At 70.5% G+C, this 23,556-nt stretch carries 20 protein-coding genes; 11 read left to right on the forward strand and 9 right to left on the reverse strand.

Annotated elements, in window-relative coordinates; genetic code table 11:
- The first annotated feature begins 114 nt into the window (after nt 1–114).
- The 4 genes from ABZ915_RS23655 to ABZ915_RS23670 all read left to right on the forward strand — a co-directional run bounded on the left by ABZ915_RS23655 (nt 115) and on the right by ABZ915_RS23670 (nt 3,455).
- Nucleotides 115–639 carry a SigE family RNA polymerase sigma factor gene (locus ABZ915_RS23655; protein WP_361806454.1) on the forward strand — a complete coding sequence of 175 codons (525 nt, stop codon included), beginning with the start codon at nt 115–117 and terminating at the stop codon, nt 637–639.
- Between the two features lie 145 nt (nt 640–784).
- A complete protein-coding gene (locus ABZ915_RS23660; protein WP_361806457.1) occupies nt 785–1,519 on the forward strand; it encodes a hypothetical protein in 735 nt (244 codons plus the stop codon).
- Nucleotides 1,520–1,542: 23 nt separating this feature from the next.
- A complete protein-coding gene (locus ABZ915_RS23665; RefSeq protein ID WP_361806460.1) occupies nt 1,543–2,781 on the forward strand; it encodes a sensor histidine kinase in 1,239 nt (412 codons plus the stop codon).
- On the forward strand, nt 2,778–3,455 hold the full coding sequence (locus tag ABZ915_RS23670; RefSeq protein ID WP_361806463.1) for a response regulator transcription factor: 678 nt from the start codon (nt 2,778–2,780) through the stop codon (nt 3,453–3,455). Before ABZ915_RS23665 ends, ABZ915_RS23670 begins: the two co-directional genes overlap by 4 nt.
- Nucleotides 3,456–3,487: 32 nt before the next feature.
- Here ABZ915_RS23670 and ABZ915_RS23675 read toward each other — a convergent pair whose 3' ends face one another.
- Genes ABZ915_RS23675 through ABZ915_RS23690 form a run of 4 tightly spaced genes read right to left on the reverse strand, consistent with a single transcriptional unit; the run spans nt 3,488 to nt 7,928 of the window.
- On the reverse strand, nt 3,488–4,648 hold the full coding sequence (locus tag ABZ915_RS23675; protein WP_361807374.1) for an MFS transporter: 1,161 nt from the start codon (nt 4,646–4,648) through the stop codon (nt 3,488–3,490).
- 16 nt (nt 4,649–4,664) lie between these two features.
- On the reverse strand, nt 4,665–5,684 hold the full coding sequence (locus ABZ915_RS23680; RefSeq protein WP_361806466.1) for a sugar phosphate isomerase/epimerase: 1,020 nt from the start codon (nt 5,682–5,684) through the stop codon (nt 4,665–4,667).
- A complete protein-coding gene (locus ABZ915_RS23685; RefSeq protein WP_361806469.1) occupies nt 5,674–6,840 on the reverse strand; it encodes a Gfo/Idh/MocA family oxidoreductase in 1,167 nt (388 codons plus the stop codon). Before ABZ915_RS23685 ends, ABZ915_RS23680 begins: the two co-directional genes overlap by 11 nt.
- A gap of 29 nt (nt 6,841–6,869) precedes the next feature.
- Entirely contained in the window at nt 6,870–7,928 is a 1,059-nt protein-coding gene (locus ABZ915_RS23690) for a Gfo/Idh/MocA family oxidoreductase (protein WP_361806472.1), read from the reverse strand.
- Between the two features lie 104 nt (nt 7,929–8,032).
- Between ABZ915_RS23690 and ABZ915_RS23695 the strand changes: the two genes are divergently transcribed.
- A complete protein-coding gene (locus ABZ915_RS23695; RefSeq protein ID WP_361806475.1) occupies nt 8,033–8,530 on the forward strand; it encodes a substrate-binding domain-containing protein in 498 nt (165 codons plus the stop codon).
- Between the two features lie 66 nt (nt 8,531–8,596).
- On the opposite strand, the gene ABZ915_RS23700 is transcribed toward ABZ915_RS23695, so the two are convergent.
- The 3 genes from ABZ915_RS23700 to pepN form a co-directional block, all read right to left on the reverse strand.
- Nucleotides 8,597–8,776, reverse strand: a complete 180-nt coding sequence (locus tag ABZ915_RS23700) for a hypothetical protein (RefSeq protein ID WP_361806478.1) — start codon at nt 8,774–8,776, stop codon at nt 8,597–8,599.
- A gap of 19 nt (nt 8,777–8,795) precedes the next feature.
- Complete coding sequence (locus ABZ915_RS23705; protein WP_361806480.1) at nt 8,796–9,149, reverse strand: hypothetical protein; 354 nt, start codon at nt 9,147–9,149, stop codon at nt 8,796–8,798.
- 176 nt (nt 9,150–9,325) lie between these two features.
- Nucleotides 9,326–11,761 (reverse strand): aminopeptidase N, encoded by a 2,436-nt coding sequence (gene pepN / locus ABZ915_RS23710; protein WP_361806483.1) that lies wholly within the window; start codon nt 11,759–11,761, stop codon nt 9,326–9,328.
- Between the two features lie 200 nt (nt 11,762–11,961).
- Here pepN and ABZ915_RS23715 point away from each other — a divergent pair, with 200 nt between their 5' ends.
- From ABZ915_RS23715 to ABZ915_RS23735, 5 genes are all read left to right on the forward strand, one after another.
- Entirely contained in the window at nt 11,962–14,019 is a 2,058-nt protein-coding gene (locus tag ABZ915_RS23715; protein ID WP_361806486.1) for a SpoIIE family protein phosphatase, read from the forward strand.
- Nucleotides 14,020–14,277: 258 nt separating this feature from the next.
- Entirely contained in the window at nt 14,278–16,836 is a 2,559-nt protein-coding gene (lanKC, locus tag ABZ915_RS23720; protein ID WP_361806489.1) for a class III lanthionine synthetase LanKC, read from the forward strand.
- 117 nt (nt 16,837–16,953) lie between these two features.
- Nucleotides 16,954–17,079, forward strand: a complete 126-nt coding sequence (locus tag ABZ915_RS23725; protein ID WP_361444525.1) for a SapB/AmfS family lanthipeptide — start codon at nt 16,954–16,956, stop codon at nt 17,077–17,079.
- 316 nt (nt 17,080–17,395) lie between these two features.
- Nucleotides 17,396–19,024, forward strand: a complete 1,629-nt coding sequence (locus ABZ915_RS23730; protein ID WP_361806493.1) for an ABC transporter ATP-binding protein — start codon at nt 17,396–17,398, stop codon at nt 19,022–19,024.
- Between the two features lie 36 nt (nt 19,025–19,060).
- Nucleotides 19,061–20,926: an ABC transporter ATP-binding protein gene (locus ABZ915_RS23735; RefSeq protein WP_361806496.1), complete on the forward strand. Its 1,866-nt coding sequence runs from the start codon at nt 19,061–19,063 to the stop codon at nt 20,924–20,926.
- On the opposite strand, the gene ABZ915_RS23740 is transcribed toward ABZ915_RS23735, so the two are convergent.
- Entirely contained in the window at nt 20,862–21,551 is a 690-nt protein-coding gene (locus tag ABZ915_RS23740; RefSeq protein WP_361806499.1) for an SDR family oxidoreductase, read from the reverse strand. The genes ABZ915_RS23735 and ABZ915_RS23740 overlap by 65 nt on opposite strands.
- 299 nt (nt 21,552–21,850) lie before the next feature.
- Here ABZ915_RS23740 and ABZ915_RS23745 point away from each other — a divergent pair, with 299 nt between their 5' ends.
- Complete coding sequence (locus ABZ915_RS23745; RefSeq protein ID WP_361806502.1) at nt 21,851–22,336, forward strand: XRE family transcriptional regulator; 486 nt, start codon at nt 21,851–21,853, stop codon at nt 22,334–22,336.
- Between the two features lie 51 nt (nt 22,337–22,387).
- On the opposite strand, the gene ABZ915_RS23750 is transcribed toward ABZ915_RS23745, so the two are convergent.
- Complete coding sequence (locus ABZ915_RS23750) at nt 22,388–23,536, reverse strand: hypothetical protein (RefSeq protein ID WP_361806505.1); 1,149 nt, start codon at nt 23,534–23,536, stop codon at nt 22,388–22,390.
- Between the last annotated feature and the right edge of the window lie 20 nt (nt 23,537–23,556).

Here is a 23,556-nt window from a genome sequence, read left to right on the forward strand (position 1 = left end):
ACCTGCGAAGGAGCCATTGATCCGGGTGGCCGGACCAGCTGCCCATTCAATCCCCCAGCCTGAAGAGTCGAAGTCGGACACCGCGGACAGCCACCTCGGAAAGGAAGCCGACCCATGCATCCGCTCAAAGCCCATGACCAGGCGCTGGACTTCGAGGACTACGTACGTACACGCCACGCCAGTCTGCTGCGCTCTGCCCGGCGCCTCGTCGACGATCCACTCGACGCCCAGGACCTGCTACAGACCGCGCTCGCACGGACCTACTGTCACTGGGACGGCATCGCGAACAAGCAACTCGCCGACGCCTACTTACGCCGCGTGATGATCAACACGCGAACGGAGTGGTGGCGATGCAGCAAGCTGAAGGCGGTGCCCACCGAGCTGCTGCCCGACACGTCGGTCGAAGACTCCACCGAACGGCATGCCGACCGCGCCCTGCTGATGGACATCATGAAGGTGCTCCCGCCCAGACAGCGCAACGTCGTCGTGCTGCGGCACTGGGAGCAGATGTCCACGCAGGAGACCGCCGCGGCCCTCCGCATGTCGGTCGGGACGGTCAAGAGCACCCTGCACCGGGCACTCGCCCGGCTCCGCGAGGAGTTGGAGCGCAGCAGCACCAGCGCGGCGGAGAGGAAGTGAATCCGGCAGGGCCGTGGGTCCCGGCGTCTGATCGTCGGGTCGGACCAGAGGCAGACCAGAGACAGGCGGTACGACCACGGTCCGACCTGGAAGTGTGGTCCGTGGTCCGACGACGCGGTGTGTGCGGCGGCGGCATCGTTGCCCCATGACCGTCACTACTCCATCACTGGCTGCCCCGCACGCTGCCTTCCCGGGACGCTGGGTGGGCGGCGCGTCCCTCGTCGTCGGGCCCCTGCTGGTGCTCGCCGGCGTGCTGCTGCGTGTGCGCTTCGACTTCTTCTTTCCCGCGCAACTGAGGGCGTACGAGCATCATCCCGACCTCATGACAGCCTCCTACAGCCTGTTTTCCGCAGGCTGGGTACTGCTCTGGCCGGGCATCGCGCTCCTCGCCACCCGGATCGGTGCGTCCGTCGGGGAACTGGGCGTGTGGGGCGGCGTCCTCACGGTCCTCGGGCTGTTCGCCCGGGCGTTCCACGCCGGCGTGGACCACGCGGACTTCCAGTTGGTGACCGCCCGGGGTGCGGCGGCGGCGACACGAACGGTGGGCGAAACCTACGGCGCATTCCATGTCTTCAGCGCACTGAACGCCGCCATCATGGGCGGCTGGATCCTGCTGGCGATCGGCGCCTACCGTTCCCAAGAGCTCGGACCGCTGCGTGCGGCGGCCCTCGCTCTGGTGTCGGCGATGCCGCTGGGCGTGCTGAAAGGGACGACCGCATGGTCGGTCGCTGCTGCCGCGGGGCTGTGCGTGGCGCTCGTTCCGCTGGGCGTGAACGCATGGCGTACCGGCCCGGTCGCACGGCCGACCGTGATGGTCGGCAGGCTTGTGCTGGTGGGCGTGGTGGGCACCGCGATGTTCCTTTTCGGGCAGGCCGGATGAGTACTCGTCGGTATCGTCGTGCGATGCGCACAGTGCGGTGGCGCCCGCGAACAGGGCCGCATCTGCTGGTACTCGACGCCTGTGTGGCGGGCGTCTTGACGGCCGCGTACGAGGCGCTGGCCGGGCAGAGCGCGTCCGACGGTCTGCCCCGGTTCTCCGGCCCGGCGTGGGTGGGCTGGCTGGTGGCCCTGTGTGTGGGAGCGCCGCTGGCTGTCCGTCGGCTGTGGCCCCTGCCTGCCCTCGCGGTGGTTCTGGGCGCCGCGGCAGCGGCGACGCTTCTCGACATCACCCGCGACCCCTACGTCTCCCCCGCCCTGGCCCTCTACGCGGTGGCGCTCCTCTCACCGACCCGCCGGGCCGCCGCGGCGCTGGCGCTGACCCTGGTCGTCTCGGCAGCCGCGGTCGTCATCGGTGAGGCGGTCTGGACCCCGTCCGGCCCGTGGCCGGAAGCCGCCGGGACCGCGGCGCTCGTCTGGCTGGTGACCGCCGCCGCATGGGCCGCGGGCCGTGCCGTTCGTGAGCGGCGGGCGCGAACGGCCCGGCGGGACCGGCGGCTGGCCGAGGAGGCACTGGCCGAGGAACGTCTGCGCATCGCACGGGAGTTGCACGACATCGTCTCGCACAGCCTCAGCGTCATCGTCGTCAAGGCGGCGGTCGCCAACCATGTGGCCGAGGAACGTCCCGAGGAGACGCGCGACGCCATCCAGGCGATCGAGCGGACCGGCCGGGAGGCGCTCACCGAGATGCGGCGTGCCCTGGGCATACTGCGCGGCGACACCGCCGGACAGCACACCCAGGGTGTCGGCTCGGCGGAGACGGCACCCCCTCCCGGACTGGACGACCTGGCTTCTCTCGTCCAGCGCGCCGAGCAGGCGGGCGTCCGTACCGGACTCCGGACCCGGCTGACGACGGACCTCCCCGCGGGAACGGCACTGACCGTCTACCGGATCGTCCAGGAGGCTCTGACCAACGTGGTCAAGCACGCCGGCGGCGGAACGCGGTGCGAGATCACCATCGCCGGGGACTCGCGTGGAGAGGTGCACGTCGAGGTGGTGGACGACGGCGCGGGGAACGTGGCCGTGCCCGACCGGGCGGGTCTCGGGGGCGGTCACGGACTCGTGGGGATGCGGGAACGCGCGATGATGTACGGGGGGACGCTCCAGGCCGGCCCACGGCCCGGCGGCGGGTTCGCCGTGTCGGCCCGTCTCCCTGCCGAACCCGCGCATGGCACCGCACCGGGCCGAAGGGAGACGACCGCGTGACCGAACCGATCCGGGTACTCGTCGCCGACGACCAACCCCTGCTCCGAGGCAGCTTCCGGGTGCTCATCGACACCGCCCCCGGGCTGACCGCGGTGGGTGAGGCCGGTACCGGCGCCGAAGCCGTGGAGGGCGCGCAGCGGCTGCACCCGGACGTGGTGCTCATGGACATCAGGATGCCCGGCATGGACGGGATCGAGGCGACACGGCACATAGCCCGATCTCCCGAGACGGCCGATACACACATCCTCATCCTCACCACCTTCGACCTCGACGAGTACGTGTACGGCGCGCTACGGGCCGGAGCAGCGGGGTTCCTCCTCAAGGACACCTCGCCCGAGGTCCTGCTGGCCGGCATCCGCACGGTCGCCGCCGGAGAGTCCCTCCTCGCGCCCTCGGTGACCCGGCGCCTGATCTCCGAGTTCGCTCGTCTTCCCCGTGCGCACCCGGCGCCCGGCTCCTCGCTGGAGGACCTCACCGACCGCGAGCGAGAGGTTCTGCTCCTCGTCGCCCGCGGCCTGTCCAATACCGACATCGCCGAGTACCTGCGCCTCAGCCATGGCACCGTCAAGACGCACATCGGTCGGCTACTGAGCAAGCTGCGGGCGCGCGACCGCGCGCAACTGGTCATCAGCGCCTACGAATCAGGGCTCGTGACAGCGACCGAACACTCCTGAGAGCCGAGCACTGACGCGGCACATGCGTCCCTTCACCGTCCCGTCTCGGGCCGGGGCACCGCCGGCTCCGAGCGACGGTGCACGATCGCGAGCACCGCGCCCGTCCCGATCAGAGCCGCGAGCGCGGCGAAGCCGTAGGTGAGCGTGGCGAGTGAGGCGACGGCGGCGACGAGGAGGGGACCGCCCGCGTCGCCGAGTTCGCGGCCGAGTTCGGCGGCGCCCATGGTCTGGCCCAGTCGCTCCGTGGGAGTGCTCGCGGCCAGCGCGGCGAAGCCGAGCGGGGTGATCAGGCCCGTACCGACGCCGATGAGGGCGGCCGCGACGAGGATGCCGGTCAGGCCCGGCAGCATCGCGCAGGCCAGGCCCGCGGCGGTGACCGACAGTCCCGCGGCCAGGCCGGTCCGAGTGGTGAGGCGTCCGTCGTCCAGCGCGCGTCCGGCCCTCGGCTGGACGACAGCGGCACAGCCGGCGAGCAACGACACCGCCGCCCCGGTCGCGACCGTGCCCAGTCCGGCGGTGCGGCCGGAGACCGGCAGGAAACCGACCCCGACCGACAGGGCCGCGGTCGCCGCCGCGAGGGCGGCCGTCGGGGCGAGGAAGACCGGGTCGGCCAGCCGCCGGGCCAGGTCCAGCACCGTCTGCCGGGCCTTGGGCAGCGGGGGCACGACGGGAACGACGAGTACGGCCCAGACGGCGACGGCCGCGCCGAGCACCGCGAGGACGGCGAACAGCAGCCTCAGGCCCCCGGCCCACACCAGGACGCCGCCGAGCAGCGGACCCGCGGTGTAGCCAAGGGATTTGTAGAAGCCGTAGCTGCCGAAGGCCCGCCCGTGTCTCGCCGCCGGGTTGAGCCGGGCGACCAGTGCGGAGGCGGACGGCGAGAAGGCGGAGGCCGCGGCTCCCTGCCCGAGCCGGGCGGCCCACAGCCAGCCGGGGCTGTCCGCGACGACATACACCGCGGACGCGACGGCGAAGGCGGCGAGCCCGCCGAGCAGCACGGGGCGGGCGCCGATGCGGTCGGCGAGGGTGCCGAAGAGCGGCTTGAGGAGCACTTCGGCGCCGTCGTAGAGGGCGAGCAGTCCGCCGAGCACCATGAGGGAGCTGACCGCGCCCTCGGGGTCGCTGCCGAGGCTGGCGGCGATGCCGTGCGCGCCGAAGGCGGTGGTGAACCCGGCGGCGTACAGCGGCCACATCTGCCGGGCCGGGTGGTCACTCACGCGTCAGTCCAACTCGCCCGCATGATCTGTTGCATGCGTCCATTGTGCCTGTGACAGCGAAACGCACTGCCCGCCACAGGAACTGTCCGATGAACCGGGCGGCGTCGGTGACGCCTTCGACGGCGTCCTGGACGGGGTCTTCGTTCTCGATGCTGACGACGTCGTCGTAGCCGGCCTCGGCCAGCGCGTCGATGAAGGGGGCCCAGAACTCGGTGCCGTGTCCGTGGCCGACGGTGCGGAAGGTCCAGGCCCGCTCGGCGGGGTCGGTGAAGGGGCGGTTGTCGAGCACCCCGGCCAGGCTCAGCTGCTCGGCCCGGTGTTCGACGTCCTTGAGGTGGACGTGGTGGACCGCCGGTCCGAGCGCGCGGACGACCGCGGCCGGGTCCATGCGCTGCCAGAACATGTGACTGGGGTCGACGTTGGCGCCGATGACCGGGCCGACCGCCTCGCGGAGCCGCAGGAGTGTGGGCACGTTGTAGACCATGTGCAGCGGGTGCAGTTCGAGGGCGATCCGCTCGATGCCGTGGTCGGCGGCGAACGGAGCGAACTTCTGCCAGAAGGCGATCGTCTCGTCCCACTGGCGGTGGAGCAGTCCGGTGTTCTCCGGTGGCCAGGGGTAGAAGATCCAGTTGGTGAGCCGGGCGTCGGCGGATTCGCCGGGGTTGCCGGTCATCGTGACGATCTTGTTGACGCCGAGTTGTTCGGCGAGCCGTACCGCGGCTTCCATGATCTCGACATGGCGTGCGCCGGCCCGGGGGTGCATCGGCCAGGCCGAGCAGTTCACCGCTCCCATGCGCAGACCCCGGGAGGCGATCGCGTCGGCGAACTGCCGGCGCTGTCCGGCGTCGTCGACGAGGGTGAAGACGTCCATGTGAGGGGCGCTGGACTGCCCGCCGGCGGCGATCTCGACGGCGGTGCCGCCTATGCGGGCGGTGAGGTCGAGGGCTTCGTCGAGGGTGAGGTCGGGCACCGAGTCGGTGTAGAGGCACAGTTCCATGCGGTCAGCTCCCATGGGGGGTCAGTCCGAACAGGCCGCGGGTGCGGACGCCCGATGTGGCGGGGACGTCGAGTTCGGCGAGCCCGGTCACGCCGCGGCGGTGCACGGGCCCGTCGACGGGCAGCGGGATGTCGACGTTCTCGCCGAGGGCGGCGGAGGTGTAGGCGGCGACGGTGGCCTCCAGCGTGTGCAGGGCGGCGCGTCCCGGGGCGGCGGGCGGCCGCCCGGTGGTGACGGCTTCGGCGAAGTCGGCGACGGTGGCCCGCAACGCCTCCGCGACCAGGGGCACGAGTTCCCGTCCCGCGGGGAGACCGAGGTTCTCGGTGCCGGCTTCGGTCGTGAGGCTCAGTGCCTCGAAGGGGGCCCAGGGGATGGTGCCCTCGTCGCGGTAGCGCAGCACGATGCGCCCCTTGCCGCCGTTGATCCGGATGCCTCCGGAGCCGAATCCCCAGCCGATGTTGACCAGCGCGGCGCGGCGGGCGGTTTCGAGGCGGCACAGGGCCAGCCCCTCGACCGCGTCACCGGGCGTCGCGGCGTCGACGTAGGCCGATACGCGCTGGACGGGTTCGTCGAGGAGGTGTTCCGCGAGATAGACCCCGTGGAGCATGTCCATCAGCACACCGCCTCCGGCCGCGGCGGGGTCGTGGCGCCACTGCGGGCGGTAGCCGGCGGCGCCGGGCGAGTCCACGACACCGAGCATGTCGACGGTGACGGTGCGCACCTCTCCGATCGCGCCCTCGTCGATCAGTTCGCGGGCGGCGACGATCTCGGGGAAGAAGAGGTAGTTGTGTACGACGCCGAGCACGACCTGGGCCCGCTCCGCTGCCGCGACCATGGCCGCGGCAGCGGCGGGAGTGGCGGCCAGCGGCTTCTCGCACAGGATGTGCTTGCCCGCGGCCGCCGCGGCGACGACTAGGGCACGGTGCAGGTGCTGCGGGGTGCACACGTCGACGACATCGACGTCGTCGCGGGCGAGGAGCGCGAGCGCGTCGCCGTGGACCTGCTCGGGCGACAGACCAGTGATCGTGCGGCCGAGTTCGAGCCGTTCAGGCGTGGGATCGGCGAGGGCGGTGACGGCGAAGCGGTCCGGCTCCGCCAGGTAGGCGGGTACGTGGAAGTTCAGCGCGACGTTGCCGCATCCGACGATGCCGACGCGCAGGGGTGCGGTCATGGCGGGGTTCCTCCAGGGCGTACAGGCGTCTACGGCAGATTCGGACGGTCGGCGGCGACGGAGGGCGGCGGTTCGACGGGGCGGCCGAGGGCGGCGGCCCGGCGGATCGCGTCCACCACGGCGGCCTGGTCGATCGCGTCGGCGCGGCCGAACGCGGGGGTCGTGCCGTGGGCGATGGCGTGCGTCGCGGCCTCGAACTCGATCCGGTAGGCATCGGCGTTGTCCGGATCGTCGGCGAAGGTCAGTCCGAAGGCGCCGTCCGGGTCGACAGGCAGACGGTGTGTGCCGCCCTCACGCTCCAGTTCGACGTATCCGCGGCGGCACAGCCACGGATCCGGGACGGTGATCTTCCCCTCGGTGCCGATGACCTCCAGTTCGTCGCGTCTGGGGAAGTCCAGTGCGACATCGAACTGGGCCAGTACGTCGTCCGGCATGTCCAGCGTCGCGGCCAGCCGCAGGTCCGCGTCCTCCGCGCCCTGGGCCGGGTCGAGTACGCGCGCGGCATGCACGCGCTCGGGATGCCCGGCCAGCAGCCGGATGGCGCTGACGCAGTAGCAGCCGAGGTCCAGCGAGGCGCCGCCACCGAGGGCGGTGGTGCGCCGGATGTCGCCGGGCGGGACGGAGACCGTCAGGGCGGCGCGGACATGGGCCGGGCGGCCGATCGCGCCGTCGGCGACGAGCTCGCGGACGAGCTGGGTCTGCGGGTGGTGCCGGTACATCAGGCCCTCGACGCACAGCCGCCCGGCTGCTTCGGCGGCGTCGAAGCAGCGCGTGGCGTCGGCGGCGTCGAGGGCGAACGGCTTCTCGCAGAGCACGCGTTTGCCGGACTCGAGGGCCTTGATCGTCCAGTCGGTGTGCATGGAGACGGGCAACGGGACGTACACGGCGTCGATGTCGTCGCAGGCGAGCAGTTCGTCGTACGAGCCGAAGCTGATCGCCGCTCCGATGTCGTCGGCGTAGCGCCGAGCGCGTTCGGCGTCTCGTCCGCCGACGGCGACCAGGTCCGCGTGCGGCGAGGATTCCAGGGCGGCGGCCACCACTCTGCCGATGCCCGCGGTGGACAGCATGCCCCAGCGGACCGGCTTCATCGCGTACCTCCGACCGTCACGACGCGTCCGGTGCGCAGGCTTTCCTCGGCCGCGTCGGCCAGCGCCAGGGCGGCACGGCCGTCGTCGAAGGCGCCCGCCTCGCGGTGGACCACCTCGTCTCACTGGGGCACCGCGACATCGTCCATGTCGACGGCGGCGAACAGCCCGGTGCCGCCGAGCGGCGAGCGGGCTATCTGGACGCGATGCGCCGCCACGGACTCCAGGACCGGGCGCGGGTGCTCCCCGGGGACTACACAGAACTGTCCGGCTCCGCGGCGGCTCTCGCCCTGCTGGACGGCGGTGAGCTCCCCACGGCTGTCGTGGCGGGCAACGACCAGTGCGCCATCGGACTGCTGATCGAGCTTCGGCACGGTGGGGTCGACGTCCCCGGTCAGGTCTCGATCGTCGGCTACGACGACATCCGGTCCGCACGACTCGCGCACATCGACCTCACCACGGTGCGCCAGGACGCCGAGCAACTGGCCCGGCTCGCCGTCCAGGCCGCCGTCGAACGGCTGGACACGGGCCTGGACGGCGAGAGTCGGGAGTTCAGCCTCGCCCCCCACCTGGTGATCCGCGGATCGACGGGCCCGGCACGCTGACCGACGCGGCCGACGGGCCGGTCCTCATCTCGGGCATCGCCCTCGGAGCGGCCGTGTTGCCGACGCTCAGCCGGCATGTCGTTGCGGCAGGCGCGGCTGGTCGGCATGTTGTCCGCCCAGCAGTTGCGCTGCCTTGTGCTGCGTGTGCTCGGCGGCTATCTGGGCCTCCGCCACGACGTCGCCCCATTCCCGCACCAGATCTTCATAGATCGGCATGTGATCGATTTCGCTGGGAGTACGTGCCACGGCACTGCCCCTTCCGTTGTCAGGCCCGATTGAGCCGGGCAGCTATCCCGTGACCGATCAGCAAATAAATTACGGCCGGAAGACCATAGTTAAGGACAACCCGTAGGCCTTCTGTGTCCATTGTGAAAATGTCCTGCGCCCACCCGGACAACCAGTCCGCCGTTCCGCGTACGAACTCGACGAATGGATTCGCTTGGTTCGCGTCGAGCAGGTAGAGCACGATCCACAGCCCCAGGAAAACGGCCGCGGCGTCGGCGATCGTGCAGATCGCGAGGGCTGTCCGCCGCCCAGCGGCCTGGTTGCGGGCGCGGCGGCCGGGCCCCGGGGACTGGTCGTAGGCCTGGTATCCGGAAACCGGGTCGGTGCTGTTCACAAAAAATCCGATCTGACGGGTGTTCTGCCGACAGGGTCACCCGAGGCGCAGAGTTCAGCACCGGCCAATGACCCGTTTCTGATTACTTCTGCGCCTCGGGAGCGCTGCCGTGTTACACCCTCATCCGCGCCGCCCCAAATGTCGCGGGCTATTCCGGCACGTGCCCAAATATTCTCCTACGAGGCACATTTTCGGGCGTGGAGCATGCGGCTGACCAAGTCCGAGCGCTCCAGGAGGGTCATGCGGACCACAGGCGCTGCTTCATGGGACGCCAGCTGGGCCTTTTCGATGTACGTGGGATCGATGGCCTGGGAAGGGAAGAGGTGATTCGTGAAGGCGGCGGCCGCGATCATTCCGCCCTGGTGCAGACGGGGGACCGAGTCCAGGTAGCGCTGGGTGTAGGGCATCAGCAGCGCGTCCTGGGAGGGCCGCCAGAAGGCAGCCGCCACCTGGCCGACCGACTGGACGGGAACCTGGCGGTCCACGACGAGCTTCTGCCAGACCTCGGCCTTCGCGGTGGGGTCGGGCAGGGCCGCTCGTACGGTGAGGGCGCGGATCCAGGCGTCGGGGTCCGGGTCACGTTCCAGCAGGAGGGCGGCCTCGGACGCGACGTCCCCGCCGAGTTCCGCCTCCCGGACCAGCGCGCGCCAGCGCAGGTCGACGTCGTCACCCGCCTGTTCGCGGAGCCATGCCAGGTCGTCCGCGTTCGCCGCCGTGCGGGCCAGACCGCGCAGCGCGACCTGACGGCGGCCGGGATTCGCGGCGAGGCGCCGACAGGCGGCCGCGACCTGCGCCGTCAACCCGTCGCGTTCGCCGGGCGGCGCCCACAGTTCGGCGATGTTCGCGGCGAGGGTCAGGTACGGCTCGATGACGGCGTCGGACGTCTCGGCCGTCAGGACCGCCGTGATACACCGTCCGGCCTCCGTCGCCGTGGCCCTGCCGTTGGTCAGCATGTCCCACACGGTGGACACGGCCACGGCCCGCGAGGCGGCTGTGGGCAGTTGTGCCGCCGTACGGAAGAGGGCGTCCCTCGTCGTGGGGTCCGGGCGGGTCGTGGCGAAGGTCAGGCCGTCGTCGTTGATCAGCAGGACGTCCGCCGCGGGTGGGAGGCCAGTGACCGCGGTACGGGTCTGCGTCACCTCGACCCGGACCAGCGCCCTGCGGTCCAGCGCTTCGCCGTTCCTGCCGTACGCGCCCACCGCCAGCACCTGCGGACGCGGGGTTCCGGCGGCCACCAGCGTGACGCTCTCGCCGTCACGCTCCAGTGAGAAGCAGTCGGTGCCCGCGGTCTCGAGCCAGGCCGTGCGCCAGGCGTCCAGATCACGCCCACTGACCTCCGAGAGGGCGTCGATCAGCTCCTGGAGGGTGGTGTTGCCCCACGCGTGGCGGGCGAAGTAGGCGGCCATGCCGGCCGTGAAGCGCTCTTCGCCGACGTACGTCATGAGCTGTTGGAGGACGGAGGCACCCTTGGGATAGGTGATGCTGTCGAAGATCGACGCGGCCTGCGCGACGTCGTGGATGGGCTGGTGGATCGGGTGGGAGGCGGGGCCCTGGTCGGCCAGGTACGCCCTGAGCTTGCCGCCCACGAGGTGGCTCGCCCACACGTCGGTGTACCGGGTGGCGCGCTCGGCGGCCCAGTGGCAGGCGAACTCCGCGAACGCCTCGTTCAGCCAGAGGTCGTCCCACCAGCGCATGGTGACGATGTTGCCGAACCACATGTGCGCCATCTCGTGCAGCAGCACCTTGGCGAAGTGCTCGCGCTCGGCCGGCGTGGGCGTGGCCCGCCGCAGGAACACGTCCGACCAGGTCACGCAGCCGTAGTTCTCCATCGCCCCGCCGAACTCGGGCGTGAACACCTGGTCGTACCTGCGCTGCGGGAACGGCATCGCGAAGGTCTTGCCGAAGAAGGCGAGGCCCTGGCGGGTGAGGGTGAAGATCTCGTCGGCGTCACGAGCGAGGACCTCGGCGAGTGAGCGGCGGGCGTAGAGACCCAGGTCATGACCGTCGACCTCGCGGCGGATCTCGTGGAAGGGGCCCGCGTTGACGACGGTGTTGTACACGGAAAGGGGCGGGGTGTCCGGGAAGGTCCAGCGGCGGGCCGAGTCCAGTTCGTCGATGCGCGGGTCACCGGAGTTACTGGCGACCGTCCACGCGGACGGGGCCGTGACGGTGAACGCGTGCGGGGCCTTGAGATCGGGTTGGTCGAAGCACGCCCAGACGAACCGGGCCTCGTCCGGTTCGAAGCTCGTCCAGACGTAGACCTCGCCGTCCGCCGGGTCGATCGCCTTGTGCACACCCTCGCCCATGGCCGTGTCGGCCTGGACACTCTCCACTCGCAGCACGTTGTGCTCGGCCAGAGCGGGCAGAGGGATACGGCCGTCATCGGTGGGCGTGAGGGGGTTGCCGTTCAGCGTGGCGCTGAGTACCTGGGCCGCACAGTCCACGAAGGTGTCCGCGCCCGGCTCGTGACAGATGAAGGTCACGGTGGACACGCATCGAACCTCGGGTCCCTCGGGCAGGGCCGTGAGATCGATGTCCACGTCGTACCGTTCCACGGTCAACAACGTGGCCCGTCGCTCGGCTTCGGTACGGGTAAGGCTCCGCATCCCCATGCGCCCTCCTTCGGCAGACAGCAGGCGCCAGCGTACGACGCGGCACCCAGGTGACCGCAGGCGATTTTTGGAGGGAGCAGCCGGACACCGAGCAGACCCGAGGCGCTACACACAGTGATTGCCCTGAACTCCTCCTGCCGTCGCGAGGGACGATGGAAGCCCGCCGCCCGCGCGTGGGGACCGGACGGAAGGAGTTCCGTGTGTCTGACACCGAACGCTCGTCCGGGTTTCCTGACGCCGGTACCGGTGCGGCGGAGCCGGGCGGCCTGCTGGACCTGCTGCGCATGGCGGCCATCGTGCTGGACGCGCGCGGGCGGATCGTGTTGTGGAGTCCGCCGGCGGAGTCGCTGTTCGGCTACACGGCAGCCGAGGCACTGGGCCAGTACGCCGGTCGCCTGCTGGTGGCCGAGGAGCACTTCGGCCTCGTCCTGCGTCTGTTCGACGAGGTCATGCGGACGGGCGAGAGCTGGGCCGGAACCTTCCCCATGCGGCACAAGGACGGCAGGACGCGGCTGCTGGAGTTCCGCAACATGCGCCTGCAGAACGACGAGGGCGACTACTACGCCCTCGGACTGTGCGCGGAGCAGGAGACCCTGCGCAAGATCGAGCAGGACGTGGCCCTGTCGATGCGGCTGGTGGAACAGTCACCGATCGGGCTGGCCGTACTCGACCCCGACTTGCGGTACGTGGCGGTGAACGCCGCCCTGGAACGCATCGACGGGATCCCGGCCGAGCGGCGTCTGGGCCGCAGGATCGGCGAGGTCCTGGAGTTCGTCGACGCCGAGGAGGCCGAGATTCTGCGGCGCGTCCTCGACAGCGGCGAACCGAACCTGAACCGCGAGATAGTCGGCCGCATCCCCGCCGACCCCGACACCGATCACGCCTGGTCCGTTTCTCTGTTCCGGCTGGACACCGCTGGCGGCAAGGTCCTGGGCGTGGCGGTCTCGGTCATCGACATCACCGACCGCCACCGGGCCGCACTCCAGGCGGAGCAGGCCCGCCACCGCCTGTCCATGGTCGCCGAGGCCGCGGTACGCATCGGCACCACGCTGGATCTGGAGCGGACCGCGCGAGAGCTGGCCGAGTTCGTCGTTCCCCGGCTGGCCGACATCGCCGCCGTCGACGTGCTCGACACGGTGCTCGGCGGCGCCGGTCGCTCGGGCACCGGGCGAGCGGCGGACTTCCGGGCCCTGGCCGTCGAGTCCGCCTGTCCCACCGTCGCGGTGGACGCGGCCGACCGTCCTGGTGACCTGGCTCAGTACGGTGCCGATCGGCTCGTCACCCGATGCGTGCGCACCGCCCGCCCGGCGTTCGTGCCTCATGTGAGGCCGGACGACCTCACCGTGATCGCCCGCGATGCCCGGGCCGCCGGACAGCTTGCCGAGGCCGGTGTCCACTCGTATCTCGCCGTACCCCTGATCGCCCGCGGCGAGGTCCTGGGTGTCCTCGACCTCAAACGGGCTCGTAGTCCGCGGCCCTTCAGCGACGAGGACGTCCTGCTCGCCACCGAACTGGCGGCTCGCGCCGCCGTCTGCATCGACAACGCCCGCTGGTACCGCCGACAGCGCGACACCGCGCTGACCCTGCAACGCAGCATGCTCCCCCGCGCACCGGCGAGCCAGCGTGGTCTGGAGTTCGCCGCCCGCTACCAGCCCGCCGGCACCGGCTTCGAGGTGGGAGGCGACTGGTTCGACGTCATTCCCCGCCGCGACGAACTCACCGCCCTGGTCGTCGGTGACGTCAAGGGCAGCGGCATCAGTGCCGCCACCACGATGGGACGCCTCCGCACGGCGACCCAGACCCTCACCAAACTCGCCCTCGACCCCGCGGACGTCCTCACGCACCTGGACGAGATCACCGCCGAGATGGACTCCCTCATCGCCACCTGTGTGTACGCCGTGTACGACCCGTACCGCGCGGAGTGCTGCATGGCGCGGGCCGGTCACCTCCCTCCCGTCGTCGTCCGTGCCGGCGCTCCGCGCTTGATCGATCTGCCCAGCGGCGCGCCGCTGGGCACCGGGACCGCCTCCTACCGTGCGGTCACCCTTCCGCTCGACACGGGCGATCGGCTCGTGCTCTACACCGACGGCCTGATCGAACGCCGCAGGGAGGACATCGACAGCCGCCTCCAGGTCCTGCTCCGTCTGCTCGACACTCCCGGCACTTCACTGGAAGACATGTGTGACCACCTCCTGCACGCATTGCGCAATCCCGACGATGACGACGACGTCGCTCTGCTGATAGCCAGCCCACGCTGATCCCCGGCACGGTCACCCGGGCTGACGGCCGAACAGGTATGCCAGCGCACGATATGGCGCATTTTCGACGGTTATGGCTTCGCGCGCCCAATGCGCGCGCTTGATGCGCCCTGCCCACCCGGGGCTGATTGATCTTACCTTCACATAACAAGCCGCAAAAAGGGCTGAGATATCAGCCCTTGAGGGTGAATAACAGGACGCCTGTTCTCTATTCATCCGTTCAGGAAAGGCTTGTCGCCGCGCTTGAGGGGGGCCGTTATGGACATGCGCTACGAGGCCTATTCGTACGCCGATCACGTGTTCTATGACTCGCCTGTTCGGTGGGCGACCAAGGACGAGTTCGCTGCCACCGCAGAGCCTTTACCGGCCGGCTGGCTGGGCAACACCAGAGACGTCTGGGTGGGCCGCCGGCCCGCGGACGTCGAACTGCCCGACCAGGGCTGGAAGATCCACGTGTCCGCCTGCCTGGACAACGCGGAGCACATCCTGTCGGTCGTCAGCAGGTACTGCTTCGAGAACCGTGTGGCGTTCAAGTTCCTGCGCAGTCCGGCACTGGTGCAGACACAGAACGCGAAGTACGCCTCACGCGGCTCGAGCGGGAAGTTCATGACGCTGTACCCCGTCGACGAGCCGATGCTGGAGCGCTGTCTCAACGACCTCGGCGAGGCGCTCGCCGGCCGGCAGGGACCGTACATCCTCAGCGACCTGCGCTGGCGCAACGGCCCGCTGTATCTGCGCTACGGCGGTTTCACCGAGCAGTTCTGCCGGTCGGAGACCGGCGAGCTCGTCCTGGCACTGCGTGAGCCGTCGGGGCGGCTCCGCCCGGACGTACGGCGCGCGGTGTTCGACGTGCCCGAGTGGGCCCCCGTACCGGCCGTCCTCAAGCAGGCCCTCGCCGACCAGGCCAGATCGAGCATGGCCGCCTTCCCCTACACCGTGGAACGGGCCCTGCACTTCTCCAACGGCGGAGGCATCTACGTCGGCCGGCCCATCGGCGGCGGCGAGGAGGTCGTCCTCAAGGAGGCCCGCCCGCACGCCGGGCTCGACCAGCGCGGGGACGACGCCGTCGAGCGACTCGGCAGAGAGCGCGACATCCTGAGGCGGCTGGCCGGCCTGCGTGCCGTACCCGCCGAACTCGGCCATCTCATCGCCTGGGAACACCACTTCCTGGTGCAGGAGTACATACAGGGCGAGCCGCTGAACAAATGGTTCGGGCGGCGCTATCCCCTCATCCACCCCTCTCCGGACGACAAGACCATCGCCCGCTACCGCGAGGAGGCCCTGGCCGTCCTGGCGAGTATCGAGGAGGGCCTGCACGCCATCCACGAACGAGGCGTCGTCTTCGGAGATCTCCACCCGCGCAACCTCATCGTCCGCCCGGACGGGCAGGTGTGCTTCATCGACTTCGAACTCGCCTCGCCCGTCGCCGAGTTCGTCAGACCCGGGCTGGGTGCCGCCGGCTTCGCCGCCCCTGCCGGCCTACGGGGATTCGCGATCGACGAGTACGCGCTCGACGCGCTCCGCCTGTGGATCTTCATGCCGCTCATGCAACTGACCTCTCTGGACCCGGAGAAGAGAGCCGAACTGTCCGGCGCCGCGACCAGGCGCTTCGGCCTGCCCGCCCGCACGCCCCCCGACCAGGCCTCCCAGGATCCCCGACGCGCGGCGCTGACAGAGCTGTTCAGCGGTGACCGCGCCACCTGGCCGGCACTGCGCGACTCGATGGCGGCGGCGATCACGGCGAGCGCCACCCCGCTACGCGACGACCGCCTCTTCCCGGGGGACCCCAACCAGTTCACCCATGACGGACTCGGACTCGCCTACGGCGCGGCAGGCGTGCTCTGGGCGCTGCACTCCACAGGCGCGTCCGTCGACGCCGACCACGTCCAGTGGCTCCTGGACGCCGTCCCACGCGAACCCTGCCGCCCCGGCCTCTACATCGGCTCCCACGGCGTCGCCCTCGCCCTGAACCGTCTCGGCCACACCCAGCAGGCACACAACCTCCTGGACCGGCTCATGCAGGACTCACCCGACGGCCACGGCACCGATCTCGCCGAAGGACTGCCCGGCATCGGACTGACCTTCCTGCACTTCGCCGAGACGACCGGCGACCACACCCTGCACGCGGCCGCTCTCGACACCGCCGAGCGCCTGGCCGCACGCCTGCGACAGGCCTCCGGCGACGCCGGTCAGGCAGCTCGGCGGCGCACCGGACTCATGTACGGCGGCTCCGGGTCCGCACTGTTCTTCCTGCGCCTGTACGACGCCACGGCGGACACCGGCCTTCTCGACCTGGCGGAACAGGCCGTCGACGAGGACCTCGCCCGGTGTGTCCTGGGCGAGGACGGCACGCTCCAAGTGGACGACGGCAGCAGGGTGTTGCCCTACCTGGAGTCGGGCAGCGCCGGCATCGCGGCCGTACTCCACGACCTGCTGCGCCATCGACCGGACGAACGGCGGCAACAGAGCCTCGATCAGATCCGCGGCGCCGCGGAGCCCGAGTTCATCGTCCAGCCCGGTCTGTTCAACGGGCGGGCGGGACTGGTCCTGCTGCTGCATCACCTCCAGGACGGCGCTTCGGTCCACGAGCACGTCATCCGGCGGCACATCCGGCGGCTGGCCTGGCATCTCATCCCCTACCAGGGACACGTGGCGTTCCCCGGCGAGCAGCTCCTGCGTCTGTCGATGGACCTCGCCACCGGATCCGCCGGCGTCCTGCTCGCCCTGGGATCGGCCCTCGCCGGTACCCCGGCGCTGCCCTTCTGGAGCGGTGGACGTACCACGGCACCCGCCGCCCCGGTCCTGCGAGTCCCCTGACCGCCGCTCCGCGCGAGTGCGGCATCACCCCCACTGCGACCTCCGCAGTCGCAGTCCACGAGTTCCCGGTGATCGCCGGGAAAGCAGGAAATCCAACCACAGTGACAGGAGTGCATCATGTCCATCCTCAGCCTGCAGGCCCTGGAGACGCCCGAAGAGAGCACCGAGTACATGTCCGTGCTCAGCTCGCTCAGCGCGGTCAACTGCACCAACAGCACCGTCAGCACGCTGCTCTGCCTGTAGCTGATGCGCCGACCGGGCCACCCGCACGGCATGCCGTCAGCTGACCTGGTAACACACGGCCGGCCCGGACTGCGCAGCAGTTCGGGCCGGCGCCCTTGTGCCGCCAGTCCCCCACGTCCGCCGCTTCCACCGGCCACACCATCTCCCGGAGGGACTCCGTATGGGAAACGTTCGCCGAGGACAGCTGAGACGCGAAGGGGTTCACGGCCGCACGACTTCTTCATTCCCCGGACCGGGGACCCGGGCACCTGAGCGCGGCCGGCGGACCGCCGCACATGGGGTGTGGTGGCCCACCGTCCTGGCGGTGTCGGTGGCGATGAGCTCGGTGTCCGCACTGGTCCTGCCCACCGTCCTCGCCAGAGCCGTCGACCGGGTCCTGTCCGACGGCACCGGCGCCGGTTTCCTGCCGGTCGCCGGCGCCGTCGGCCTGCTCACGGCAGCCGAGGCCACGGCGCAGTACGCGGGTCCGCGAGCCACCGCCGGGGCGACCGCCCGGCTGCGCGCCGCCATGCTGCGGCACACCCTGGCCATCGGTCCTTGTCCACCCGAGCGACTGGCCACGGGAGACCTGGTGGCCCGGCTCACCGCGAGCACCGCCGAGGCCGCGCTCACCGTCCAGGCCGCGGTCTACGCGGTCGCCCAGCTCAGCATTGCGCTCGGCTCCGTGGTCGCTCTGGGGCTGCTCGCCCCGGAACTCGCCGCCGTATTCCTGATCATGGCGGTCGTGGGCTATCTGCTGGTACGCCGACAGGTCACGAACACCGCCCAGCGAGGTGCGGGCTACCTGCGGGCCCAGGCCGACGTGGCCGCACGACTGCTGGACGCGCTGGCCGGCAGCCGTACCATCGCCGCCGCGGGAACCGTCGAGCAGGAGATCGAGCGAGTACTGCGACCGGTACCCGAACTCGGACGGCACGGGCGCGCCCTGTGGGACAGCCAGCGCCGCGTCGCCTGGTCCACCGGTCTCCTTGCCCCGGCCACGCAGATAGCCGTGCTCGGCGTCGCCGGGTACGAGCTCGCCACCGGGGCGATCACCCCGGGCGACCTGGTCGCGGCACTCGCCTACACCACGCTCGGCCTCGGCGGTCTCGGCGGTCTCGGCACCGTACAGAGCCTCCTGGACCTCGCCCGAGCCAGAGCCGGACAGGCCCGGGTCCTGGCAGCCCTCCGTACGTCCCCGAACCCACCCGGTCTGCGCGGCCTGCCGCCCGGCCCCGGACGCCTCGAGATCCGTGCGGTCACCGTTCGGAGGGCGGGAAGCGCCGTCCTCGACCGACTTGAGCTCGTCGTCCCCGAGCGGTGCTGCGTCGCGCTCGTCGGCCGCTCCGGCGCGGGTACGTCCTTGCTGGCAGCGGTGGCCGGCGGGCTCCTGGCCCCGGACGAGGGCACCGTGCTGCTGGACGGTGTACCCCTGGACGAGATCCGTCCCGCCGAGGTGCGTGCCGCCGTTTCCTACGCCTTCGGCGACCCCGTGCTGACCGGTGCCACGGTCCTCGACGCCATCCGTGTCGCCGCGCGGCCGGTCTCCGAAGCCCGAGCCCGCCAGGCCGCACGCACCGCGCACGCGGACGCCTTCATCCGCCGCCTCCCTTCCGGCTATCACACGGCCGTGCCGGGAGCGCCCCTCTCCGGCGGAGAGCGCCAACGGGTCGGACTCGCACGCGCCTTGAGCCGCGACTGCCGGCTCCTCGTCCTCGACGACGCGACATCCAGTCTCGACACCACCACCGAGGCCCAGGTCCTGTGCGCCATGGACGTCACTCACGGGGCCCGCACACGGCTGGTCGTGACCCGTCGGACATCGACGGCCGCCCGCGCGGACGTCGTGGCATGGCTGCACGAGGGTCGCGTTCAGGCAGTCGCTCCCCACGAGGAGCTGTGGAAGCAGCCCGCCTACCGCGGCATCTTCCGTGACACCGGGGACGACCGGGACACGGGCGACTGAGGGCCGAACGAGCCACGTACGAAAGGACAGGCACGCATGGTCGACACCAACACCAACACCGGCACCGGCACCGGCACCGGCAGCGCAGCCGTGCGCCTGGTTCGAAGCAGCCTCTCGCGCAGTCGCAGGCAGGCGTGGCGGCTGACGCTCTGGACCCTGCTGTCCACCGCTCCGGCACTCGTCTCCGGCAAGGCTCTCGCCATCGCCGTGGACCAGGGCTTCCTGGCGCACCGCCCCCGCGCGGCCGTGCTGGGCCTGGGTGTCTTCGCCCTGTGCGCGCTCGCCGGGGCGTGGGCGAGCCGGCAGGCGTACCCCTGGCTCGCCGAGATCGTGGAGCCGCTGCGCGACAGCCTCCTGCGTGACGTCGTCACCGGCACGCTGCGCCGTGCGGTGGCCGACGGGGCGCGGCGGGACGACGGTTTCGCGGCCGTCGCCGTCGCTCGGCTCACCCGACAGGTGGAAGCGGTCCGGGACGCACTCGCCGGGCAGCTCATGCTCGTGTGGCATTTCGCCCTGACGGTCGCGGCGGTCATCGCGGGCACCGCCGTCATAGCCCCGGCCGCCGTGCCGCTCATCGCGGGACCTCTCGTCGTGGCGCTCGCCCTGTTCGCCGCCCTCGCCCCCGCCACCGTTCGCAGGCAGCGCGAGGCGTTCGAGGCCGAGGAGACGCTGGCCAGGAACGCGGTCTCGACCGTGGAAGCCCTGCGTGATCTTGTGGCGTGCGGGGCGTACGAGCAGGCGGAGCGCGAGGCACTCGAGGCCGTGCATACCTGCTTCCGCGCGTCCCGTGCTCTCGCGCGGGTGTCGGCGGTGCGGCGGCTGATCGTGGCGCTGGGCGGGCACAGCCCTCTCCTGCTGGTGGTTGTCGCCGCCCCCGGCCTCGCCCGTGACGGCATGACCTCCGGTGCTGTCCTGGGCGTGCTCGCCTATGTGCTGGCCACCCTGGAACCGGCGATCCGTCTGCTGGTCCAGGGCGTCGGTGCCTCCTGGCTCCGACTGGCCGTGGCGGCCGAGCGTCTCGCAGAGGCCACGCGCCATCCGGAACCGGAGCCGGATCCCCAGCCCTCGCTCCGGCCCGCCGACGGATCGGCCGCACTGTCGGGGATCACTTTCGCGTACGGCCCGGAGGCCGAGCCGGTGCTGGACGGTCTCGATCTGGCGCTCGCCGACGGCGACGGCCTGGTCGTCGTCGGCCCGTCCGGCATCGGCAAGTCCACCATGGCGGACCTGCTGGCCGGAATCCGCAGGCCCGACAGCGGTCAGGTCCTTGTCGGCGGTGTGCCTCTCGACCACGTGGCACACCGCGATCTGACCCGTGCCAGGGTCCTGCTGCCGCAGAATCCCTATGTCTTCACCGGGTCCTTGAGAGAGAACCTCTGCTATCTCGCCCCGGACACCGCGGACGGCGTCATCGCCGTGGCCGTCGCGGAACTGGGCATGGAGAGCCTGGTCGAGCGGCTGGGCGGGGTGGACGGCTGTGTCGACCCCGCCCAACTCTCGTCCGGCGAGAAGGAATTCATCGCCCTGGGGCGTGCCTACCTCTCCTCCGCGCGGCTGGTCATCCTCGACGAGGCGACCCGCCATCTCGACGCGGCGGCCGAACGGCGGGTGGAGGAGGCGTTCCGACGGCGGCCCGGCACGGTGGTGACCATCGCGCACCGCATCGCACCGGCCCGCCGTGCGGACCGGGTGCTGCTCCTGGACGGCGTCCGGCCGTGGGCCGGCACGCATGACACGCTGCTGGCCGAGGCGCCGCTCTACGCCGATCTGGTCGGCCACTGGGACCTCGGTGCCGCCGCGCCCGGCGGCACCCGGCCCGACGCCGGCGGAGCGGAACTCACCGTCCGGGGCGCAGCGTCAGATCGCTCATCGTCGCGTCCCTCGGCAGATCCAGCGCCGTGACGACAGCGGAGGCGACCGAAGCCGCGCTCATGTGGGCGTCCGGGTCGTAGGGAAGGCCGAACTGTTCGTGCAGCCGGACCTGCATCGGCGTGTCGGTCTCACCGGGGAAGACGGTGGTGACACGCACCCCGTGCTCGTACTCCTCCGCCCTCAGGGATTCGGCCAGCGCCTTCAGCCCGAACTTGGAGGCCGCGTAGGCGCTCAGGCGCGGCGGCGCGTACATCCCCGCGCCCGAGTTCATGAAGACGACGTGTCCGCGCGCTGCCCGCAGCGCGGGAAGAAGCAACCGCGTGAGCTCCGCCGGGGCCGCCAGGTTGACCGCGAGTGTGCTCTGCCAGACCTCCGCGCCCATCCCGTCGACCCGTCCCGCCTCCGCCACGCCGGCGACGTGCAGCAGCGCGTCCAGCCGTCCGGGCAGCTCCTGCGCCTCCAACTTGCCACGCAGCGAACCCGGTTCGGCCAGATCGGCCACCACGGTCCGGCATCCCGGGAAACGTATGCGCAGCTCCCTCGCCCGCGCCTCGTCCCGGGCCAACAGCCATACTTCTTCCCCCCGCGCCGTGAGGACGGCGGCCAACGCCGCACCGATACCCGAACCAGCACCCGTGATCAAATACACGCCCATAAGCTCTTTGATACCCAGATAGACCTGTATATCCACCATCCCGGGCAGCCCGATACGAGTTTCGCCGTGCCCAGAATGCCTGCGGTCATGTCCGAACGGGACGATCTCCCTTCCCCTCCGTACCTTTCTGCGGCCGGCGACTCAAAAGCCCCTGGTGGCCGCCGTACCATGGCACTCGCTGGGCCATTTCTGCACAAGTAAGAAAGAACCAAGTAGTGAATCGACCACCATTCTCCGCAGTCGGCGCGTTAGCGGCACGACAGCGCATCGGCATGTCACACGAGCAGGTGGCGAGGCAGATGAGCGCCTTTCGGGTCCCCGTCGATCCGGACCTGGTAATCGCCTGGGAGAACGGTTCCTACCGTCCCACCGAACATGAGCTGTTCGCACTGGCCGATGTTCTGTGGTGTCGGACCATTGAATTAATGGGCATCGAAAAGCCTCGAAGTATGGCAGAGCTTCGGCTGGCCCGGCAGTTCACCGTGACCATGCTGGCCGAAAGCATCGGAATGGGTGTCGCCGAGTACGAGGAAGCCGAGCGCCTCAATCAGTGGCGGGGTAACTGCAACCAAACGCTTGCCCTGCTGAACGCGCTGGACCTTTCCCTGCCCGAGGTGCTGGGCGCCACAGGCCAGTCCGAGGTCCAGGTGACCGCCATACCCTTGGGTTCCCGGACATCCCTGTGGACCCGCGTCCGGGCCGGCCGTCCGGACGCACGGGCGGCCGACCCGCGCGAGCGGACGGCGACACCCACGAATGACCGAAGCGGTCGAGCCGTCATATGAGCCCGGCGCGGACGGCCGGCAACCCGCACCCCTGATGGTCGGCAGTGCCTGTCAGATGACGCGGGAAGAGCGGTGCGAGAGGGTGGGACGGGGGTCGAGGAAGCGGCCGGAGGCGGAGAACGCGGCTGCGTTGAAAGCCTCTTCCCGCATGGCCATCGCGGGGAACTCCTTGCAGGCGGTCTGCGGCTGCGCCGTGGTCCCGCCGAACCGGCAGGCGAGTCCGGTGAGCCTGATGGTGATGAAGTCCGCGATCTGGGCTCCGAATTCGATGGGCCTCCCGCCGATGGTGATGTCCCCGACGCCGAAGTCCTTGTCCGGGGGCACTTGGTAGACGGCGCGGACACGGTGCTCCGAGTCGCCTCTCAGGTAATTCCAGTAGCCCTTGGGATCGGAGCCGTCCGGGGTCTCCCAGCCGTCCGTGGAAAGGTCGTCGAAGTACAGGCCGACCGGGTCGGCGAGGCTGATGTCGGCCTTCTGACGGGCCAGGGCGTTGACTCCCGCGCCGATGTGCGGATCACTGTTGCGCTCCGCCGCGCCATACTTGCCGCATCCGATGAGCTCCTGCTCGGTGGCCAGTTCCTGGCCGTTGACGACCCGCCGGATGGTGGCCGCCGCGGCCAACTCGATCTCTGCGCCCAGTGTGTTGTTCTGCTGAATCAGGTGCATGGCGCCATGACTGGTGGAGTTGTTCCACTTGTTGCGCGGCTGGTATCGGCCGCTCGGCGAGAACAGATCCTCCTTGCGCACGTCCGGACTGATGAATCCCTGGTAGAGCTCCAGCGCCTTGTCCGGGTTCGTCTGCGCCAGGATCTCCCAGTACTCGGGACCTTCACAGGTGAACGTGACCTGGGTGATCTTCCCCGAGCCATCGCGGGTGACGCTCCACTCGCAGTACTCGTCCTGGACGTCACGGCTGGCGTCCGCGCGCTGCCATCGCTGGAGGTCGGAAATGGAAGTGATCTTGATGATGCGGGGGAACGCGGTCCATCTGATGGGGGCGCGCTGAACGTCCGCGGCCGTGTCGGTGCTGGTCAGGTTGTAGAACTGCGGTCTTGGACTGTCATTCCGTACCTGTTGGGGGTCGGGACCCTTGATGGCCTCGTCGACCGTGTCGGAGATGAACGTGTTCCAGGCCTTGCGGCCGAAGTCGTCCAGATCGTCGAGGTTGCCGGGAGGTCCGTAGGCTTCCAGTCCGGCCATGGCGTTCTCCTTGCTCGTGA

The sequence above is a fragment of the Streptomyces sp. NPDC046915 genome (assembly GCF_040644935.1).
Lineage (GTDB): Bacteria > Actinomycetota > Actinomycetes > Streptomycetales > Streptomycetaceae > Streptomyces.

Coding starts and splice junctions, on each gene's coding strand:
- ABZ915_RS23655 (WP_361806454.1), top strand. CDS start 115: ATGCATCCGCTCAAAGCCCATGACCAGGCGCTGGACTTCGAGGACTAC.
- ABZ915_RS23660 (WP_361806457.1), top strand. CDS start 785: ATGACCGTCACTACTCCATCACTGGCTGCCCCGCACGCTGCCTTCCCG.
- ABZ915_RS23665 (WP_361806460.1), top strand. CDS start 1,543: ATGCGCACAGTGCGGTGGCGCCCGCGAACAGGGCCGCATCTGCTGGTA.
- ABZ915_RS23675 (WP_361807374.1), bottom strand. CDS start 4,648: ATGTGGCCGCTGTACGCCGCCGGGTTCACCACCGCCTTCGGCGCGCAC.
- ABZ915_RS23680 (WP_361806466.1), bottom strand. CDS start 5,684: ATGGGAGCTGACCGCATGGAACTGTGCCTCTACACCGACTCGGTGCCC.
- ABZ915_RS23685 (WP_361806469.1), bottom strand. CDS start 6,840: ATGACCGCACCCCTGCGCGTCGGCATCGTCGGATGCGGCAACGTCGCG.
- ABZ915_RS23690 (WP_361806472.1), bottom strand. CDS start 7,928: ATGAAGCCGGTCCGCTGGGGCATGCTGTCCACCGCGGGCATCGGCAGA.
- pepN (WP_361806483.1), bottom strand. CDS start 11,761: ATGGGGATGCGGAGCCTTACCCGTACCGAAGCCGAGCGACGGGCCACG.
- lanKC (WP_361806489.1), top strand. CDS start 14,278: ATGGACATGCGCTACGAGGCCTATTCGTACGCCGATCACGTGTTCTAT.
- ABZ915_RS23725 (WP_361444525.1), top strand. CDS start 16,954: ATGTCCATCCTCAGCCTGCAGGCCCTGGAGACGCCCGAAGAGAGCACC.
- ABZ915_RS23730 (WP_361806493.1), top strand. CDS start 17,396: ATGAGCTCGGTGTCCGCACTGGTCCTGCCCACCGTCCTCGCCAGAGCC.
- ABZ915_RS23735 (WP_361806496.1), top strand. CDS start 19,061: ATGGTCGACACCAACACCAACACCGGCACCGGCACCGGCACCGGCAGC.
- ABZ915_RS23740 (WP_361806499.1), bottom strand. CDS start 21,551: ATGGGCGTGTATTTGATCACGGGTGCTGGTTCGGGTATCGGTGCGGCG.
- ABZ915_RS23745 (WP_361806502.1), top strand. CDS start 21,851: ATGAGCGCCTTTCGGGTCCCCGTCGATCCGGACCTGGTAATCGCCTGG.
- ABZ915_RS23750 (WP_361806505.1), bottom strand. CDS start 23,536: ATGGCCGGACTGGAAGCCTACGGACCTCCCGGCAACCTCGACGATCTG.